The sequence below is a fragment of the Salinibacterium sp. NG253 genome (assembly GCF_015864945.1).
Classification (GTDB): Bacteria; Actinomycetota; Actinomycetes; order Actinomycetales; family Microbacteriaceae; genus Rhodoglobus.
On record NZ_JADYWF010000001.1, the window covers coordinates 1597089 to 1616340 of the forward strand.

Here is a 19252-nt window from a genome sequence, read left to right on the forward strand (position 1 = left end):
CAACTAGATTCCCGTGAGCGAGTGGCCCCACTAGTGCCGGGGCTGCTCGCTTTCTGGGTTAAGGGGCTGGGTTAGCGCGCTCGGCCTGCGGTGCGCTGGGGTCGCTCGGTTCTGCGAGCCGGGCTGGTGCAGGGCGCTCGGTTACGCTTGAGGCTCTGCCGCACGCGCTGTGTGCGGCGCCGCGCCACCGAAAGAGTCCCCATGTCTGAGCACCTGTTCGCCACTCTGCGACGTTGGCCCGACGTGGAAGCCCCCAATCTTTTTGCGGTGGATGCCAGCGATCGCCTCATCCTCGATGAGGCTGCTTCGCAGTTGGCCGACACCCAGCCGGGCGAGCTGGTGGTGATGGGCGACAACTATGGGGCGCTCACCCTCGGGGCGGCCACCTTGCACAACTGCCGCGGCATCCGCGTGTTTCAGGATTCTCTCGTGTCGGAGCTTGCTCTGGCCGAGAATGCCGGCGACCTTGCCCCGCACTACAGCTCACACGCTTTGGGCGCCGAGTTGCTCGAGGGCGCACGGCTGGTGCTGATGCAGTTGCCGCGCAGTCTCGCCGAGTTGGATGAATGGGCCCAGGCCATTGCCCGCTTTGCGTCGCCTGACGTGACCGTGATTTCGGGTGGCCGCATTAAGCACATGACGTTGGCGATGAATGAGGTGCTTGGCCGCTCGTTTGATGATGTGAATGCGGGCCGTGGGCGTCAGAAGTCCCGCACGCTCACCTCGTTGGGCGCAAAGCGCGACGCTGGAGAGGCTCGCTACCCGGTCACGTCGGTGTTGCGCGAACCGGAACTTCCCGTTGACAAGTTGACGGTAAGCGCCCACGGTGGAGCTTTCGCCGGTGCCGCCCTCGACATGGGCACGCGATTCTTGTTAACGTTCTTGCCCGACATGAAACCGGATGCCGCCACCGCCGTAGACCTCGGCAGCGGCACCGGAGTGCTCGCCGTGTCGCTCGCCCTCGCCCGCCCCGACCTGCAGGTGGTCGCCATTGACCAGTCCAGTGCCGCCGTGGCATCGACCCGCGAAACGGCCGACGCCAACGGTGTCGGAGCCCGAGTTGAGGCCGCGCGCGAAGACGCCCTCACCGAGCGACCGACGGCCAGTGCTGATCTGATTGTGTGCAATCCGCCCTTCCACACCGGTGCGACCGTGCATGCCGGCGTTGCTTTGCGGATGCTGGCTGACGCCCGCCGCGTGCTCAAACCCGGCGGAGAACTGTGGGTCGTCTTCAACACCCACCTTGGGTATCGCGACTATCTGAATCGCACCGTCGGCCCCACCCGCCAGGCCGGCCGCAACAGCAAGTTCACGGTGACGGTGTCGGTGCGGGAGTAGCTGCTCAACTCTCAACAGTGGTCGTTGCCTTCACAATCTCGCGGGTGCGGTGTGAACGGGGAGCCTGACGGCTCAGTGTCATCAGATTCCGTCACGCGGGACCTATCTCGTCGTGCGATCCCGCCAGTCTCTCTCGGCGCCGCGCGCTGCGAACGACGACGTAGATCGTGTGTGACCAGATCGGGACTATCGAGATGAATCCCAACAAGTTGTTAGCGGCGCCGCCCTCAATATAGAGAATATTAAGTCCAACCAGCCACACGATGGCCGCAACAAACCACGCCACCGCCCACCATGGCGACAAGAAGCGTCTGAGTTTTTCCCTTGCACTTGTCATGGCTTTCCTCATTGATCGCTCATTGAAACCGCGGCGCGTTCGACGACGATGGCCGAATATGAGAAATTTACCACTCCGGGTGATTGTTGTCTGCTGCAAGACATCCCACTTGCCAGCGAGAAGCTAGCGCTCGGCAGCCTACTCCCGCGAGAACGCCGAAGCACGTGCGATCTGCTCGGGCGTCGGGGTGACTCCGGTGTAGCGAACGAACTGCGCCGCGGCTTGGAGCGCGATGACTTCGGCGCCCGTGATGACGAGCTTTCCGGCATCCCGAGCGGCCTGAATGAGCGGTGTCTCGGCCGGGAAAGCCACCACGTCGAACACCGTTTGCGCAGCGCGGATGAGATCGGTCGAGAACGCGAGTTCGTCGGCTGAGTCTCCCGCCATCCCGAGCGGAGTGACGTTGACGATCACCGCGTGGCCCGGCTGCGGGTCGACACTTACGGCGCGGTAGCCATACTTCGTGGCGAGCGCTTCGCCAGCCTCGACGTTGCGAGCGAGCACGGTCACGTCAGCAAAGCCGGCACCGTGGAAGGCGGCGACGACCGCTTTGGCCATGCCACCCGAGCCGCGAACCAGCACCGACAAAGTTGGGTCGAGCTGGTGGCGTGCGATCAGATCGGCGACAGCCTCATAGTCAGTGTTGGATGCCGTGAGCACGCCATCATTGTTCACGATCGTGTTCACCGACTCGATCGCCGCCGCCGAATGCTCGACAACATCCACAAGCTCAAGCACTGCCTCTTTGAACGGCATCGAAACGGAACAACCCCGGATGCCCAAGCCACGGACTCCGGCGATGGCATCCTCGATATTGCTCGTCGTGAAGGCTTTGTAGATGAAGTTGAGGCCGAGTTCGTCGTACAGATAGTTGTGAAAGCGCGTGCCGAGATTAGAGGGGCGTGCGGCCAGCGAAATGCACAGCGTCATGTCTTTATTGAGGATCGGCATTGACCCATTATGGCCGCGCAGCAGGCCGTGAGCCGGAACCGAGGCCGCCGCGCTAAGGCACGGCAATCAGCGCCGCGAGTTCCTCCAGCGCATCCTCTCCCGTCATATCGCGGCCCAAGAGGGGTAGTTCCGTTGTCGGAATAGCGCCGAGACGCTCCCGGAGTGGCAGAAGGGACGCCTCTTCGCGCTTGCTGCGTTCCTCCAGAAAAGCGCCAGCATCCGTGGGCGAGCGACGATTGATCACCACGGCCGCGATATCGACACCCAGCGCGTGGAGCTGATCGACGATGTCGAGAGACTCCGCGATCGGCATTGTTTCGGCTACGGTCACGACCACAAAACCGGTGGTCGAGGGATCGGTGATCGTCTTCGTCATGCGCGCGAAACGGTCGCGCCGGGCGAGCAGGGTGCGTCTGAGTTCTGAGTCAGCTGCAGATTCCGGATCTTGCTCACCGCCAACAAGTCCTCGAGCCGCCGCAGCGAAGCGGTCTGATCGGGAGCGGCTGGCCAGAAGTGATTCCGTCCATCCGCTCAACTTCTCCGGAAGGCTGAGCAAGTGCAGTGTGTGGCCCGACGGTGCGGTGTCGAACAGCACTAGATCGTACTCATCAAGACCCTGCTCCATGAGTTCCGCGATCCGTTCAAGCGTGGCCGACTCGTGGCTGCCCGGAGCTGTTTTCGCGAGCGCGAGATGCGCCTTCGCTGACGGGTGCAATCGTTCGGGGAGGAGCTTCATCATGGTGGCAGTGACGGCCGCAAAATGTCGCTCGATCGTGGCATGCGGATCAACCTCCACAGCATCCACATAGCCACTGGGTGCGGTAAACACCCGCGCAGGTGTGTCTGACAGCGACATCTCCCAGATGTGCCCGAGGTTGTGTGCGGGATCAGTGGAGACAAGCAGCACTCGTCCACCGCTGCGGGCACGCGCCAAAGCTAAAGCGGATGCCACCGAGGTTTTGCCGACCCCGCCCTTGCCTCCGACAAAGAGAACTTTGCGTGCGGTCGCGAGTGTCAACAACATCCGATTTGATCCAATGGTGAGCGGGGGATTCCCATCCGGCGATGCCAAGAGTGAAAGTCTTCCCAGAGGGCCGGCATCAGCTCGGCGGTGTAATAAGCGGCCGGATCGGGCACACCAAGGGCTTCACCGAGAACGGCAATCATGAACAGGTCGTCTTCATCTTGCTGTTCCCGCCTGAACATTTGGCGGTACGGCCCGACGTAGTAATCCCGAAGGCCATCGCGGAACGCCGACCAGCGCCGGGAGAATCTCTCCCAGCGCTGGCCCGCAGTCGACGGTTCCATTCAGCTAGACATGTTTCTGAGAGCTGGTCAGCGCAGCATCGGCACCGTCAGCTTCCGGCTCCGAGTCTCTGGCTTTGCGCATCGCGATGATCGCTTCGATCGCGACCCACACGCTGGCCCCGATGATGATCACATCAAGCGCGAAGAGCATCCAGTCGGGGTCGCTGGGATTCGCGAAACTGCCCAACTGCACGAGAGCAGCCCAGAATGCCATCCCGAAAATGATCACGAGAGGGACAAGGGCGGTGATGGGGTTACGGCCCTTGCGAATCAAGATAACCGCGATGATTGACAAGCTCAGCGAGGCCATCAGCTGGTTGGTTGTTCCGAACAGCGGCCAGATGCGTAAGCCGCCCTCGCCGCCGAGGCCCTGCGAGAAGGTCAACCCGAGGCCAAGCGCCACAACGATAAGAGTCGCCGAGATCTTGCCTATCTTCAGCTTGAATACCTCGCCCGCTTCTTGAACGACAAAGCGCAGCAACCGCATGCCGGTATCCATCGTCGTTGCGGCAAACAGCACAGCCATCGTCGCCAACAGTGTGGCGCTCAGCGACTCAGGCAACCCGATACCGTTCTGCATCAGCGTGGCGCCGCCCTGGACAAAGGCGTTGACTCCGGCTGAACCGAATGAACTGTAGATCTCGTTCCACTCGGCAACCGACTTGAATCCACCGATGACGGCGAGGATCGTTCCGAGCGAGAGCAGACCCTCGCCCACGGCACCGAAGTAGCCGACGAAACGAGCATCCGTCTCCTTGTCGAGTTGCTTTGAGGTGGTGCCGGAAGCCACCATGCCGTGGAATCCAGAAATGGCACCACACGCAATGGTCACGAACAGCAAGGGAATCATGTTCGGCGTGCCCTCGGGCAGATTCATGTTGATCATCGGCGCGACGATATTCGGCGGCGTTGCGGAGAACAGCGTGGCCAGGAGAACGGATCCGAAGAGCAGGATCAGACCGACGAAAAGCTGCACACCATTGATGTAGTCCCGCGGCTGAAGAAGAACCCACACCGGCAGCAGCGACGCGATTGCCCCATAGATAAACAGCGCAAGAATCCAGAATGTCGCCGGCGTCATCCCCAGAATTGACTCGGGGAGAACCACCGGAAACTTGTCGCCAATCAAGATGAGCGCATAGAGGGCGACGACACCGACGACGGTAACGGGCACCAAATGCCAGCGGAGTCGATACACCGCGACACCCACCAGAAGGGCAACGATAATCGCACCCCACACCGGGATGACCGCGCCCGGCGTACTGATCAACAGGTTCTTGATCACAACGGCGAATGCCGCAACCACCATGAGCAGAACAAGGAAAATAACGACCAAGAAGAGGTTGGCCCCACGCTTACCAATGTACCGAGCGGATAGGGCGCCGATGGAGCGTCCCTTGTTTCGGGTCGAAGCCCAGAGTGTGCCGAGATCGTGCATTCCGGCAAAGAACACGGTGCCGAGAGTGACCCAGAGCAGTGCCGGAAGCCAGCCCCAGATCACGGCGATTGCCGGACCGACAATGGGGGCGGCACCGGCAACGGAGGTGAAATGGTGGCCCCACAAAATGTACTTGTTCGTGGGAACGTAGTCCACGCCATCGCTGAGCTCGTGCGCTGGAGTCACAAAGTCATCGTTGAGTTGATAAACCTTTCGCGCCAAGTACTTCGAGTAAACGAAATAGCCCGCGGCCATCACGCCCAAACCAATGATCATGAGAATAAGGGAACCCATTAAATTCTCCGCTCCTTGTAGGGTCGCGCTCGCAAACTGGCACGACATCGTGCAGATAACCGAGTGACACCGGTGAAACCAGTGGCATTGGAGACGACACTAATACTCACTTTGGGGTTTGCATAGGGAAACTCGGCAACCCGCTTCCACCGCGTCTCACAGTGGGGCTCATAGCGCGCCGCAATCATCCGACGCCTAGTGACAACGAACTCCTTTACCGAGTACTTGTCATTAATCTCACACTGACCGACGATGAGAACATGGATTTCACCGGAGTTCTCCCCGAGGACGCACCCGACCCACGGGTGCATCTTGCCAAGCTGCTGGAGCGAATGCCCATCCCGGTGATGGGGTTCGCCGGGCAGAGCGCGCTCGACGAGACGGATGTCGGCGCCAACTTCGCCACCGACAGTGACGGCTATTCTTCGATGACCGCCAGCATCTCGGCCACCCTGTGGCGAAATCCTGACGACAAATCTGACCCCGCAAACCTTGCAGAGATGGATGACAGCGCACGCCGCGCGATCGACGAAGTGCCGCCCTGGCCACGACCGGCATGGTTGGTCGAGCGGGTCGAAATGATGCGATACCCGTCGCTGTGGGAGGTGGTCCAGACGCACTGGTACCGCGAGGAATCGGAGCTCAGCGAGCTCGGCTTCCTCCTCAACCAGCATGCCAACTACATCCTCATGAATCAATTCCGCGAAGAACTCGGACTCAACGCGCACGATGGGGAGGCGCCGACACTCTTGCCAGAGCGCAGGGCTACGCGGCCCGTTGACGTCGCGATAGACGGGGAAATGGTGCCTGGCGTCGAGATCGACACTGACCCATTTGTGTACGCGGTGGGGGCGAAACTTGCGCGCGGCGGAACGGTCACCGCCGTAGTTGACCGCGAAAATCTCCCGTTCATCACGCTCGAGTTCGCCACTCGCAACCAGCAGAAACGAGAAGCATGAAGTTCCGCAGCAGACTCGCGCCTAAGCTGCTGCCATGACGACCCTGACCTTCCGCGCCGCCACGACCGACGACATCCCCGCCCTGGTCGCACTGGTTACGTCGGCGTACCGCGGCGAAGCTAGCCGCACTGGATGGACGAGCGAAGCCGACTTGATCGATGGCGAGCGCATCGACGCCGCGGCGCTCGAAGCGGATCTCACTCGCGCGCGTTCAATAATCTTGATCGCCGAGCGTGGCGATCAACTCGTGGCGTGCGCGCATGTGGCGGAGGTCAACGGCGAGGGCGACTTCGGGATGTTCGCGGTCGATCCCACTCAGCAGGGCAGCGGACTCGGATCCGTCGTGCTCGCCGAGGCTGAGAACTACGCGGCTCGGGAGTGGGGAATCACTGTGATGCAGATGACCGTGATCGATGTGCGGGAAGAACTCATCGCGTTTTACGAACGCCGCGGCTACGTGCGCACCGGCATCACTAAACCGTTTCCCTACGGGGATGAGCGCGTCGGCACCCCGCGGCGCGACGACCTGCAGTTCGAAGTTCTTACGAAGACGCTCGTGAGCTCCTTTCGCAGCCCGGAATCGGAAAACCTCTCATGAAACGCATCGTTGTGTGGTTCTCTGTCGTCGGCGGCCTCGGCCTGATCACCGCCATCACCCTCACCGTAATCGAGGGCATGAACTACCGCCTTCGCGAAGAACAGGGCCTCGACCCGGTCTGGGCTTCGCCCTGGGTAAGCACCACCACGATCGTCGGCATCGGGCTCTTCGCCATCTCCGCGATTGTTCTGCTCGCGATCGCCCTGAGCCCCGCCGAGAAAACTGGCGACCCGACTACTCCGCGATGATCTCCAGCGCCACGCCCTCGCAGGCAGTGCGCTCGAGTTCGGCAAGTGCGCCACCGCGCACGGCATCGCCGGTCGCGTGACGCGGATCCGTCGAGATAACAACGCGGCCGACACTGTTGACGAGGGTTACGTTGTCGCCGAGTTCGGCGAGCTTCGGCAGCAACTGTCGCTCGACCGAATCGATCAGCAAATCGAGGCCGGCTACGCCGACGAACGTGCCGTCGATGTGCACGGGAGCGGCGATCGTGATCGTGTATTCGTCACTGCAGAGGTAGTCAACATAGGGCCCAGCAACGTGACCGCGACCGGTCTCCATCGGCACGCGGAACCACTCAAGTTCGCTGTAATCGATGTGCTCCTTGTTCACCGATTGCGCGGCCAAAAGCAGGCGTTTGGGGTCATCGCCCTGCCACCACGAGAGGTGATTACGCTCATCCGTCAGCAGTCCAACAGCTGCAATAAACCCGGCGCCGTAGATGTGAACATCGGGCAGCGCAACCGTCGCGAGAGCGTGCGGTTCCACTAGCGCGTCAATCTGCTGAGACGAGAGCGGGCCGAGGTTTCCCGATGCCGCGAGCTCGGTGCCGAGCAGAAGTGCGGTGGCTTCGAGGCTGGCAATCGGGGCGCTGAAATACTGGGAGACGATGGCCGCCGCGCGAGCTGCTGTGCTCATGCCGGTGCTCGTTGCTGTCGTCATCGTTGCGTTGCGCTATCGCTCGTGGTCATCGGGTGCCGCCTACTCTGACTGATCCTGTTCGTGGCATCCTATGCACCAGATGCCCTGCACCGCTAGTTCAGCGTGATGGAGACTGCAGATCGATGAGCGCATTGATCACGGCATCCACCATGCGTTCGGTGGCCGCAACAGCTTCGTGGTCATCGCCGGCTTCCACCGCATCCACCACACTGGCCAGCAGCACCGGTTGGGCTCGGCGGGATGTCTCATCCACGTCGATCAGGCGAAGCATCGGCGACATTTCGGCCTGCAATCGCATCTGTTCACGAGTGAGTCGAGCCGACTGGCTCAGCGCGACGAGTTCGATCTGCGCATCGTCGAGGGTGCTGCGCCACTGTTCGAGATCTGATTCGTCGAGGCGGGCCAGGCGCGAGCGCACTTGCTGCACCTCCGAAGGCACCGCTCGGCGCGCAGCCAAGCGAACGCACGCAGCCGTAATGGCCGCATAGTGGGCGCCCAAATCGCGAAGAGCGACGCGGGATGTTGCCGCCAACGCGGTGCGCGCGTGGGCAACCGGGTCGGCTGAGTCCGCCACGAAACTGCCGCCATTGCGACCGCGACGAGTCACCACGAGGCCCTGACTGCGGAGAGCCAGCAGGGATTCGCGCACGGTGGTCGGCGCTACGCCGAAGCTTCGAGCGAGGTCGTTTTCGGAGGGAAGACGCTCCCCTGCCCGCAGGTGTCCGCCCGTAATTGCACTGGCGAGACGGCGTTCCACGAGCTCGGCACGACCGGCATCACCGATCGACTGAAAGAGCGCACCCTGCAACCGGCCGGGCCTCAAGGCATCGCGAGAGCGTGCGGTGTCGTCGGCGACCACCGCACTTTTTCGCGGCGCGTCTGCCGAGTCGGTCGAGTGCATTGGCCAATTCTCGCACTGATCACCTGAGCCGTTGCCCTTTTGTGACGATTCGGACACACGCTTGAAATATGAACTCTGGTTCTATAGGTTTACTCTCACTCAGAGATCACCGTCGTTCCAAGGAGTCACTCGTGCATGCGTCCGCCCAGCAAGCCCCGTCCACCACGGATGTCACTCCTGCGCCCGGCGCCGTCAGTCTCGCCGGTGTTTCCAAGACATTCGGTGACTTCACCGCCGTCGAAGCACTCGACCTCGACGTAAAGCCCGGCGAGTTTCTCTCGATGCTCGGCCCCTCCGGCTCGGGCAAGACCACCGTGCTGCGAATGATCGCTGGCTTCGAGAACGTCACGAGCGGCAGCATCCACCTCAGCGGTGTTGACGTCACTCAGGTTCCGCCGCACGCGCGTCAGGTCAACACGGTGTTTCAGGATTACGCGCTGTTCCCGCACTTCACCATCGCCGAGAACGTCGGCTACGGCCTGCGCGTTGCCGGCGTCAGTCGTGCCGAACGAGCAACCCAGGTAGGCGTCGCGCTCGAACAGGTTCGCCTCTCGGCCGTGGCCGATCGCCTGCCCCACCAGCTTTCGGGCGGCCAACGCCAACGCATCGCGCTGGCTCGCGCGCTCATCCTGCGCCCCCAAGTGTTGCTGCTCGACGAACCGCTCGGCGCCCTCGACAAGCAGTTGCGCGAAGAAATGCAGATCGAGCTCAAGCAGATTCAGCGCGAAGTCGGCATCACGTTCATCTTCGTCACCCACGACCAAGAAGAAGCCCTCACGCTGAGCGACCGCGTCGCCGTCTTCAACAACGGCCGCGTCGAACAGGTCGGCACCGCCCGCGAAGTCTACGAATTCCCGGCGACCGAATTCGTCGCCCGCTTCTTGGGACTCTCCAACCTCATCCCCGCCGAACTATCTGCGGATGGCGTGCAATCGAGCGTGCGCCCCGAACGTGTGCGCCTGCTCACCGCCGACACCGCGGCGAGCGCCGGCACCGTATCGCTTCTCGGCACGGTGTCAGAAACCGTCTACACCGGACCAACCACGCGCTTTCTCGTCGACACCGAATCGGGTGTTCGCGTGATTGCCGAACGAGCTAACGACCATCACCCCTCCGCCGAATCCGCCTTCGCGCGCGGCGACCGGGTGCGCGTCGAATGGACCACCGATCACGCCTCGCGCATCGGCTAACAGATCACCCCTGCAATACCGGCGATTCCGGCACAACCGGGCCAGCCACATCCACACCAGCAGCACAGCACAGCACAGCACAGCACAGCACAGCACCCATTCATCACATCAAGGAGTAATCATGAGATCTAAAATCATGACCGGCGCAGCGTTCATCGCTGTTGCCGCTCTCGCCCTCACGGGCTGTTCGGCTGCAACCGACAGCACCGCAACCGGTGGGCTTTCTATCGACGTTCCTGACATCCCCATGCTCGAAGAGTTGGGCGAGATGGAAAGTGAAGTCAACATCGTCGCGTGGAGCGGCTTTGTTGAGCCAGCATGGTCCGACGCATTCACTGAAGAAACCGGATGCACGGTGAACCGTCGCGTTGCTGGCACCAGCGACGAGATGGTTCAGCTCATGCGCACGGGCGACTACGACCTCGTCTCCGCCTCGGGTGACGCGAGCCTGCGCCTGATCGCCGGTGGCGATGTTCAGCCGATCAACCTTGACCTCGTTCCTAACTTCGGAGACGACATCGTTGAGGGCATGAAAGGTCAGATTTATGACACCATCAACGGCCAGTCGTACGGTGTTCCGATTGGCCGCGGCGCCAACATCCTGCAGTACAACAGCGATGTTGTGACCGAAGAGCCCACGAGCTGGGATGTTGCGTGGGAGCTCGACAGCCCCTACGCCGGCGAGATCATCGCGTACGACGCACCGATTTACATCGCTGACGCTGCCGTGTACCTGATGGCTCACGAGCCTGACCTCGGCATCACCAACCCGTACGCGCTCGACCAGGAGCAGCTTGACGCTGCGATCGACCTGCTCAAGCAGCAGAACACGATCGTCTCCGAGTACTGGGCCGACCCTGCCGCTCAGATCACCTCGTTCGCCGGTGGAACCACCTCACTCGGTACCTCGTGGGAGATCCTGCGCAAGCTCACCGACGACGACAAGTTCAAGAGTGTTCTTCCTGAAGAGGGTTCGACCGGGTGGTCGGATGCGTGGATGATCGCCACCGAATCAGAATCGCCCAACTGTGCTTACGCCTGGGTTGACTACACCAGCTCCGCCGAAGTGAACGGCGCTATCGCCACCAACTTCGGTATGGCTCCCGCCAACGCTGCTTTCTGCGACACGAGCGACGAAGCCGCAGCACACTGCGAGTACTTCAACGCGACCGACGAAGAGTACTTCAGCAACGTCTGGTTCTGGACCACCCCCATCGAGCAGTGCATCGATGGTCGCACTGACGTCACCTGCACGAACTTCCAGCAGTGGACGGATGCCTGGCTCTCCGTCAAGAGCTAGCTAGCCCGAGGGGTGGGCGGCCTCGCTCGCTCACCCCTCATCCCTCATCCCTCGCTCGACCAGCAGCTCACGAGCTCGACTTCTCAACACGCACTTCTCGACACGCACCAACCGATCGGACTCCCATGAATCGCCGCGCGCAACTCTCGGCCTTGCTGGCGCTGCCCATGCTGTGGCTCATCGGCATCTACATTTTCTCGCTCGTCATGCTTCTCGTGACGGCGTTCTGGGTGACCGACCCGTTCACCTCGAAGGTGAAGCCGGGCTTCACCCTCCGCAACTTTGAGCAGATCATCGCGAACCCCGCGTATGCCACCACCTCTCTGCGCACTCTCGGCATCGCCCTCGCGGTCACGGTGTTGAGCATCCTGATCTCGGTTCCGCTCGGAATCTTCATGGCGAAGGTCGCCTCACCCAAACTGCGCGCCATTCTGGCCGTCGCGATCACTCTCCCGCTCTGGGCCGGCTACCTCGTGAAGATTCTGGCCATGCGCATCACCTTCACCGAAGAAGGCTTCTTCAACTCGATGCTCGGCCCGCTCGGCATCAGCGGCCCCGGTTTCAGCATTGTCACGGTCGTGCTGACGCTCACCTACCTGTGGCTGCCGTACATGGCCGTGCCGGTGTACACCGCGATCCGCCAGCTGCCACCAAACCTGTTCGACGCGTCGTCTGACCTGGGCGCTGGGGCCGGGTTCACGATCCGCACCGTGGTTCTTCCTCTTATCAAGCCCGCGATCATTGCCGGCTCCATTTTCACCTTTTCACTCAGCCTCGGCGACTACATCGCCGCCAAGTTCGTCGGTGGGTCAACGCAGATGATCGGCAGCATCATCGCCTCGAACATCAACCTGAATCCCCCGATCGCCGCCGCGTTCTCGCTCGTGCCGATCGCCTTCGTGGTCATTTATCTGCTCAGTGTTCAACGCACTGGCGCACTGGAACGGATGTGATGCCGCCATGTTGAGACTCTCCCTCGGCGCCAAGTTCACCCTCGGCACTATCGTCGCGATGGCCCTCGCGTTCATGTACATTCCGCTGTTCTTGGTCGTGATCAACTCGTTCAGCGCCGCGCGCCTGTCGAGCTGGCCAATCGCGGAGTTCTCTACCATCTGGTGGGAGAAGGCGTTCGTGAGCGAACCCATCCGGGCGGCTCTGCTCAACTCCGTAATCGTGGGCCTCGGCGCCACGGTGATTGCGCTCATCCTCGGCACGCTCGTGGCCTTCGCTCTGCAGCGCTACACCTTCTTCGGCAAGCAGACCGTCAACCTGCTCGTCGTACTGCCAATCGCCCTACCCGGCATCGTGACCGGTGTCGCCCTCAACAACACCTACAACCAGGTGCTCGAGCCGATCGGAATCGAAGTCGGATACTTCGGCATGATCATCGCCCACGGAACTTTCTGCATCGTCATGGTCTTCAACAATGTGCTCGCCCGCTTGCGCCGCATCAACCCGAGCATCGAAGAAGCCTCGCGCGACCTCGGGGCGACGCCGTTGCAGACCTTCAGGCTCGTGACGTTCCCACAGTTCCGCAGCGCGTTTGTTGCTGGCGCGATTCTCGCTTTCGCGCTGAGCTTCGACGAAGTGGTCGTCACGATCTTCACGGCCCCGCCCGGCGTCGACACTCTGCCGCTCTGGATCATGAACCAGATGGCACGACCCAACGAGGCATCCCTCGTCAACGTCGTCGCGACCGTCGTGATTCTCGCGTCGTTCATTCCCGTCTGGGTCTCGCAACGCCTCGCCCGCGGAGCCGACGAGCGCGAATAGCGGAGGTCGGGCGCGGGCGGGCGCGGCGCGAGCCTGCCGGTCAGCTCTGCGAGCGCGTGCGCGTGCGCGTGCGCGTGCGAACCGTCACGACCTGAGCCGCGACAATGGCGGCCGCCACCACAGCGGCCACGATCACTGTAAAGAGATCGCTCTGAACCTTGAGAACCGCGAACGGGATCAGGATGGCGAGATCCAGCACGATGGTCAGCACCGGAAGCCAGATTCGCGCCTCAATCTTGGCCCGCAGTCGGCGGATAACACCCCACTGCACCGCCATATCCATCGTCAGATAGAGAAAGACTCCCATCGACGCGATCTGGCTGAGATCGAGAAAAACGGTGACGAGAATAGCGAGCCCCGCCGTGATGACCATGGGCTGATGCGGAACCGACTTCGGCAACGACGGAGCCTGCTTCATCTCCTGCAGCATCCCGTACAGCCGTGACACTGAATACAGACTCGCGAGCAGCCCCGAGAGCGTCGCGACCACGGCGATCACAACGGTGATGCCGACACCCCACGCGCCGAAGAAGGGCTCCGCCGCTTGCGCCAATGCGTAGTTGCGAGCATCCACCGCTCCACTCGCACCGATACTCGAACCAACGGACACCGTGATCAGCAGATACAGCACGGTGCAGATCGCAAGCGAGATAAGGATCGAGCGAGCAATGTTTCGCTTCGGATCGCGAAGATCATCGCCCTGATTAGTGATTGTGGTGAAGCCCTTATAGGCGAGAACGCACAGCGTTGTTCCTGCGAGCACTCCGACCATGCTGATGGGGTCTCCGGATGACTTCGCTAAGAAACCGTCGCCGCCGACGGCGACACCGAGCAGCCCCGCAATCGCGAGCACCGCGATGCCGAGTATCTTGGCGACCGCGGTGATGGTTGCCGAGCGCTCGACGAGAGTATTGCCGACGAAGTTCACAATCGCCGCGGCAGCGATTGCGGCAACACCCAAGATGGGAACCAGAATCACAGAATCTTGCAGCCCAAACGGTCGCAGCAGGTAGGTGCCGAAGGTTCGCGCCAACAGGCTCTCAGCCACCACCATTGAGACGTACATGAAAAGCGAGAACGAGCCGGCGGCGACACCGGGGCCGTAGGCGTCCTTCAGCAACATCGCGATTCCGCCCGAGGACGGGTTCACGCTCGAATAGCGCACGTAGGAGTAGGAGCTGATAGCGGCGACTATCGCGCCGAGCAAGAACGCGAGCGGGAAGAAGTCTCCAGCGAACTCCGCGACCTGGCCGACGAGAGCGAAAATTCCCGCGCCGATCATCACCCCCGTGCCTAAGGACACTGAGCCCATGAGCGAAATTTTGTCTGTGCGAGTAGCCATACAAATACCTTTCCGTTCCCAAGCCAATTGAGCAATGCACGATGGCAAGGGCCCGCCGCCCGAGAACGGCGGACCCCACGTCGCTATAGCGAACTAATGATGCTCCGCATGAGCGAAATTTCGGTGGTCTGCGCATCCATGATCTTCTGGGCAAGAGCAAGGACATCCGCATTTTGTCCCGAATCGATTTCCAGCTCAGCCATGTCGATAGCGCCCTCGTGATGCACAATCATCTGCTCGAGGAACAAGCGAGACGCATCGTCTCCGTCTGCTGCTTCGAGGTCGGCCATGTCGGAGTCGCTCATCATCCCGTCGCCGTGACCCATGCCGTCCATACCGTCTGTCATCCCAACACCCCAGCCCTCTATCCACGAGGTCATGAGCTCGATCTCGGGGCCTTGAGCTGCCTTGATCTCTTGGGCGAGCGTCACCACGCGCTCGTCGATGCCGTCTTTCTCCAACACCATGTCAGCCATCTCAACTGCCTGTTCGTGGTGCGGAATCATCATGGCCGTGAACATGACATCCGCGCTGTTCGCATCAGCGATCGTGACCGAATCCGTGGGCGATGCGTCCGGACTTTGACCAGATTGGGTCATAGCGTTTGCGCAGCCCGAGAGCGCGAGCAGTGCAGTCAGGGCAATTGCGGCCGTAGCCGAGGAACGAATTTTCATCTCTCAAGTTCTCCAAATTAGTCATTAAAGGCGCGCGACCAGAACGGTCCCGCGTATGGCGCGTCGAAACGAAATCGACAGTGCGCCTCCTAGGTGCGACTAATGCAGAGAGCTAGGAGATCAGGATGCGGCGGCGGCACCACACGCGCCCATCGCGGAGACTGCGCCGGAGCGATCAACCGCTGCTCAAGGTATTGACCCCATCCCCGCACCAGTCTGGGCGAGGCAAGGAGGAGCGAAACGGTGAGGAGGGCGAGCACGCACCACATGAGAGCCATGGATGCGTCGCCACCACACCCCGAGCAGTCGACTGCGCTGAGCGCTGGGGTAATCAACGTAGCTTCCTCGACGGTGGCGCTCCCCATCGACATGGTGGCCGCCATCGCCGACTCAGAATGCGAGGTGGACGACACGAGTGAGTGCATCGCCACAATGCCCGTGATGAGTGCCAGCGCGAGGCAGGCCATCGCAACAAACTGCCACGACGCTCGCAGTATGCGCGAAAAGGAGTTGCTCACGCGCTGTGCGGGCGCAGCGTCAACGCGACGCTGAACCCTATCCGCGCTGAGTGGTGTCATTGCTCTTACTCTTCTGAAGGTGTGAGTTTCCGGCTGCCCTCCGCCGATTCTTGTCCATCTGCCTGTGCGACTCCCGAGACACTATCGGCGCGCGGCAGTCACTCTCGCACCCAGACTCCATCGACCAGGCGATAGATAATCCGATGGTGTTTTCGGTCAGTGGATCCCTGCCAGAACTCGACGTGCTCAGCCTTCAGCCGCCACAGAACCCAGCCGTCTGGGTCAGCATTCTCCCGCGCTGCAGCATCTCGCAATGCAAAGTCAGCTTCGCTATCGGCTCGGCTTGCTTCAAGCACCGGGCCTCTTACCCGAACGGCGCGCACAAGCGGTTGCCACCAGAAGTTGAGCGCTGCGGCCGGATGCGCGGCAAGCTGCACCCCTTTGGCGCTGGCTCGGGGGCCAGCGAACGCCCACCCCCGATCATCCACATCTTTGACGATGAGGGTTCTTGCATCGGGAGTGCCCTCAGCATCGACGGTGGCGAGAGTCATCGCCAGTGGTTCCGCAACAGACGCTTCAAGCGCAGCCTCAAGCCATTCATAGAAGAGCGTCACCGGGTCTGCGGGAAGCGCAGCGTTGTTGAGGGCGGGGCTTGTGCCCACAAGTGTTGGAATCGCCCTCAGCTTCGCGGCGGTGTCGCTCGTCATGACACCAGAGTGCCACGTTTCACGCCAGTTCGGCCGTCAGCACCGCATCGTAGATCTCCATCGCCTCAGCGATTTCGGCGGGCGTGACAACGCACGGGGGCAGAACGTGGATGCGGTTCTCCGACACGAAGGGCAGCAGCCCGCGCTCCACAAGGCCAGCCCGAATGCGTCCCATCGTTGCGGCCGGCACGGGTTCACGGGTCGCCCGGTCGGTGACGAGTTCGAGGGCCCAGAACACTCCGCGGCCACGCACTTCGCCAATGGCCTCATGCCGTTCGGCAAGAGCCTCAAGCGCCGGGCCAATGTGGTTCTCCCCGATGTCGCGCACGTGCTCGAGCACGCCCTCCGACGCAATGGTGTCGAGCGAGGCCACAATCGTGGCAGCAGCAAGCGGATGCCCCGAATACGTCAACCCGCCGGGGAACACCCGGTCGTTGAAGTGCGCCGCAATCGGGTCGTCGATGATCACACCGCCGATGGGAACGTAGCCCGAGTTCACTCCTTTCGCGAAGGTGATGAGGTCGGGTCGCGCATCGAAGGCGTCGAACGCGAACCACTCACCGGTGCGCCCGAAACCACACATTACTTCGTCGAAGATCAGCAGGATGCCGTGCTGGTCACACAGTTCGCGCACGCCGGCAAGGTAGCCGGGCGGCGGCAGCATGATGCCCGGAGTTCCCGGCACGGGTTCGAGCAGCACTGCGGCAATAGTCTCTGCGCCCTCCGCTTGGATCACGCGCCGCAAATGCTGCAGCGCACGCTCGCTCTCTTGCTCTGGCGTCGTTGCCCAAAACTCGGAGCGATACAGGTAAGGGCCGAAGAAGTGCACGTGGCCGCGCGCGAACTCGTTCGGGATGCGGCGCGGGTCACCGGTGGCGACGATGCTGCTGCCGGTGTTGCCGTGATACGAACGGTACGCCGAGAGAATTTTGTCGCGTCCGGTGTAGAGCCGCGCCATCCGCATCGCATTCTCGTTCGCGTCAGAGCCACCATTCGTGAAAAATACGCGGTTAAATCCCTCGGGCGCGATCGCCGCCAATCGCTTCGCCGCTTCGCCCCGCGTGATGTTGGCCGTGGGCGGGGAGATTGTTGCGAGCAGCTGAGACTGCACCCGAATTGCCTCAAGCAGGGCCGGATGCTGGTGCCCCAAATTCACATTGACGTGCTGGCTAGAAAAGTCGAGATATTCGTTTCCGGCGTGATCCCACACGCGGGTGCCGAGCCCACTCTTGATGCTCACGGCCGACACATGGGCGGGAGTCTGCGCCGACCACGAATGAAAGATGTGCGCCTGATCGAGCTCGAGCGCGTAGGCATCGAGGTCGGGGGTGTTCTGCTCGGTCATGGCGCGAGGCCTTTCGATCCGGGGTGGCAAGGAGATGGTGAGAAGGTGGTGCGGGGCGCTGGTGTGACGCCGTGAACGCAACGAATGCCGCCCTCACCAGAGTAAGGGCGGCATCCGACTAGCGGTTATTCAGTGTGACTAGTTGCCGCCCTCGAGGAGGGTGACGTCGATCGGTGCGAAGCTGGAACCGGTGGTGTCAACACCTTCGGCTTCGAGCTCTTCAAGTGCCTGCATGATCCAGTCGTTCGACCATGCTGTTGCCGGCGGTGCCGTGGTGATGGGGCTTGCGCCCGTCTCGTTGACGGCGCTGATGGCGCCTTCAACGGTGCGGTCCCACGCGGCTTCATCGATGACGCCGATGCCGTTCTCGGCCGGCCAGATCAGCTTGTTGGTCTCGTTGACCATCCACAGTTCGTGGCTGGGGCCCCAACCGGAACCAGCAGCGACGGTGCCTTCGGCAGCATCTTCGGGGTTCTCAGCAGCGAAGATCCAGCCCTTGACTACAGCCTTAAGGAAGGCGACCGTGGTCTCCTGGTAGTCCTCGTCACTGTCGAGACGCTCGGTGTCAGCCCAGATTGCATCCTGGAGCATGGCGCCAACGGTGTCTTCGTAGCTGATGACGTTGAAGTCTTCAGGCTGGTACAGCTCTCCGGTGTCGGGGTCGGTCGACTCGAGCAGCTGAGCGTACTCGTTGTACGTCATGGCCTGCGCGGCGTCGATGTCGCCCTGCAGGAAGGCGTTCATGTTGAAGTCCTGCGTGATGATCTGCACGGTCGAGGAGTCGAGTCCTTCAGCAGCCATTGCTGCGAAGATCTCCCACTCGTTTCCGAAGCCCCACGAGCCAATCTTCTTGCCCTCGAAGTCAGCGACGGAGTCAATGCCCGAGTCAGCCCATGACACCTGAAGGGTGCCCGACTTTTGGAAGATCTGTGCGATGTCGGTGAGGTTAGCGCCCTGCTCGATGGAGCCGAGAACCTTGGGAACCCACGCTACGGCGTAGTCAACGTCGCCGTTGGCGAGAGCGTCTTGCGGAACGATGTCGCCACCCGACGGGATGATTTCGACGCTGAGGCCTTCTTCTTCAAAGTAGCCCTGATCGACTGCGGCGAAGTAACCAGCGAACTGGCCCTGTGGCAGCCACTGGAGCTGGAGCTTGATTTCGGTGAGTTCGTCAGCTGATCCGCTGTCTCCCTCATCGGTTGTGGTGGAGCATGCTGCGAGGAGGACCGCTGCCGTTACGGCGAACGCTCCAGCCGCGAGTGCGCGGCGTTTGGTGAACTTCATGTCAGACCTTCCAGATTCACGGTGCAAGTGGATACTGCTGGTAGAGCTGG

The 19252-nt window shown here is 61.7% G+C and carries 20 protein-coding genes; 8 read left to right on the plus strand and 12 right to left on the minus strand.

Annotation, left to right across the window (positions count from 1 at the left end; all coding sequences use genetic code 11):
* Window positions 1-201: 201 nt before the first annotated feature.
* Window positions 202-1338, plus strand: coding sequence for a methyltransferase (locus I6E52_RS07655; RefSeq protein ID WP_197155998.1), 1137 nt, complete (start codon window positions 202-204; stop codon window positions 1336-1338).
* A 475-nt stretch (window positions 1339-1813) separates the two neighbouring features.
* Here the strand turns inward: I6E52_RS07655 and I6E52_RS07660 are convergent, their stop codons facing one another.
* The 4 genes from I6E52_RS07660 to I6E52_RS07675 are packed head-to-tail and all read right to left on the minus strand — an operon-like array spanning window position 1814 to window position 5666.
* On the minus strand, window positions 1814-2626 hold the full coding sequence (locus I6E52_RS07660; RefSeq protein ID WP_197156012.1) for a shikimate 5-dehydrogenase: 813 nt from the start codon (window positions 2624-2626) through the stop codon (window positions 1814-1816).
* A gap of 52 nt (window positions 2627-2678) precedes the next feature.
* Window positions 2679-3650, minus strand: a complete 972-nt coding sequence (locus tag I6E52_RS07665) for an ArsA family ATPase (protein ID WP_197156014.1) — start codon at window positions 3648-3650, stop codon at window positions 2679-2681.
* Window positions 3641-3934: a cory-CC-star protein gene (locus tag I6E52_RS07670; protein WP_197156018.1), complete on the minus strand. Its 294-nt coding sequence runs from the start codon at window positions 3932-3934 to the stop codon at window positions 3641-3643. Before I6E52_RS07670 ends, I6E52_RS07665 begins: the two co-directional genes overlap by 10 nt.
* A gap of 4 nt (window positions 3935-3938) precedes the next feature.
* Entirely contained in the window at window positions 3939-5666 is a 1728-nt protein-coding gene (locus tag I6E52_RS07675; RefSeq protein ID WP_197156021.1) for a carbon starvation protein A, read from the minus strand.
* Window positions 5667-5926: 260 nt separating this feature from the next.
* Here I6E52_RS07675 and I6E52_RS07680 point away from each other — a divergent pair, with 260 nt between their 5' ends.
* The 3 genes from I6E52_RS07680 to I6E52_RS07690 are packed head-to-tail and all read left to right on the plus strand — an operon-like array spanning window position 5927 to window position 7471.
* Window positions 5927-6625: a hypothetical protein gene (locus I6E52_RS07680; protein WP_197156024.1), complete on the plus strand. Its 699-nt coding sequence runs from the start codon at window positions 5927-5929 to the stop codon at window positions 6623-6625.
* Between the two features lie 34 nt (window positions 6626-6659).
* On the plus strand, window positions 6660-7223 hold the full coding sequence (locus tag I6E52_RS07685) for a GNAT family N-acetyltransferase (protein ID WP_197156027.1): 564 nt from the start codon (window positions 6660-6662) through the stop codon (window positions 7221-7223).
* Window positions 7220-7471, plus strand: coding sequence for a hypothetical protein (locus tag I6E52_RS07690; protein WP_197156030.1), 252 nt, complete (start codon window positions 7220-7222; stop codon window positions 7469-7471). The genes I6E52_RS07685 and I6E52_RS07690 overlap by 4 nt, the downstream gene beginning before the upstream one ends.
* Here the strand turns inward: I6E52_RS07690 and I6E52_RS07695 are convergent.
* Window positions 7458-8144: a cache domain-containing protein gene (locus I6E52_RS07695; protein ID WP_231601793.1), complete on the minus strand. Its 687-nt coding sequence runs from the start codon at window positions 8142-8144 to the stop codon at window positions 7458-7460. The two genes, I6E52_RS07690 and I6E52_RS07695, sit on opposite strands and share 14 nt — an antisense overlap.
* Window positions 8145-8265: 121 nt before the next feature.
* Window positions 8266-9069, minus strand: coding sequence for a FadR/GntR family transcriptional regulator (locus tag I6E52_RS07700; protein ID WP_197156035.1), 804 nt, complete (start codon window positions 9067-9069; stop codon window positions 8266-8268).
* A gap of 131 nt (window positions 9070-9200) precedes the next feature.
* Between I6E52_RS07700 and I6E52_RS07705 the strand changes: the two genes are divergently transcribed.
* The 4 genes from I6E52_RS07705 to I6E52_RS07720 all read left to right on the plus strand — a co-directional run bounded on the left by I6E52_RS07705 (window position 9201) and on the right by I6E52_RS07720 (window position 13332).
* Window positions 9201-10259 (plus strand): ABC transporter ATP-binding protein, encoded by a 1059-nt coding sequence (locus tag I6E52_RS07705; RefSeq protein WP_197156037.1) that lies wholly within the window; start codon window positions 9201-9203, stop codon window positions 10257-10259.
* Window positions 10260-10380: 121 nt separating this feature from the next.
* Window positions 10381-11559: an extracellular solute-binding protein gene (locus I6E52_RS07710; protein WP_197156039.1), complete on the plus strand. Its 1179-nt coding sequence runs from the start codon at window positions 10381-10383 to the stop codon at window positions 11557-11559.
* A gap of 125 nt (window positions 11560-11684) precedes the next feature.
* The gene (locus I6E52_RS07715; protein WP_197109274.1) at window positions 11685-12512 is read left to right on the plus strand and encodes an ABC transporter permease; all 828 of its coding nucleotides are present in this window, start codon (window positions 11685-11687) and stop codon (window positions 12510-12512) included.
* A 7-nt stretch (window positions 12513-12519) separates the two neighbouring features.
* Window positions 12520-13332: an ABC transporter permease gene (locus I6E52_RS07720; RefSeq protein ID WP_197156042.1), complete on the plus strand. Its 813-nt coding sequence runs from the start codon at window positions 12520-12522 to the stop codon at window positions 13330-13332.
* 40 nt (window positions 13333-13372) lie between these two features.
* Here the strand turns inward: I6E52_RS07720 and I6E52_RS07725 are convergent, their stop codons facing one another.
* The 6 genes from I6E52_RS07725 to I6E52_RS07750 all read right to left on the minus strand — a co-directional run bounded on the left by I6E52_RS07725 (window position 13373) and on the right by I6E52_RS07750 (window position 19202).
* Window positions 13373-14674 carry an APC family permease gene (locus I6E52_RS07725; RefSeq protein WP_197156046.1) on the minus strand — a complete coding sequence of 434 codons (1302 nt, stop codon included), beginning with the start codon at window positions 14672-14674 and terminating at the stop codon, window positions 13373-13375.
* Window positions 14675-14757: 83 nt separating this feature from the next.
* Entirely contained in the window at window positions 14758-15348 is a 591-nt protein-coding gene (locus tag I6E52_RS07730) for a DUF305 domain-containing protein (RefSeq protein ID WP_197156048.1), read from the minus strand.
* Window positions 15349-15437: 89 nt separating this feature from the next.
* A complete protein-coding gene (locus I6E52_RS07735) occupies window positions 15438-15926 on the minus strand; it encodes a DUF6153 family protein (RefSeq protein ID WP_197137243.1) in 489 nt (162 codons plus the stop codon).
* Between the two features lie 98 nt (window positions 15927-16024).
* Window positions 16025-16573: a pyridoxal 5'-phosphate synthase gene (locus I6E52_RS07740; protein WP_197137245.1), complete on the minus strand. Its 549-nt coding sequence runs from the start codon at window positions 16571-16573 to the stop codon at window positions 16025-16027.
* Between the two features lie 19 nt (window positions 16574-16592).
* Complete coding sequence (locus tag I6E52_RS07745) at window positions 16593-17918, minus strand: aspartate aminotransferase family protein (protein ID WP_197156051.1); 1326 nt, start codon at window positions 17916-17918, stop codon at window positions 16593-16595.
* Between the two features lie 138 nt (window positions 17919-18056).
* Window positions 18057-19202 (minus strand): ABC transporter substrate-binding protein, encoded by a 1146-nt coding sequence (locus tag I6E52_RS07750; RefSeq protein WP_197156054.1) that lies wholly within the window; start codon window positions 19200-19202, stop codon window positions 18057-18059.
* Between the last annotated feature and the right edge of the window lie 50 nt (window positions 19203-19252).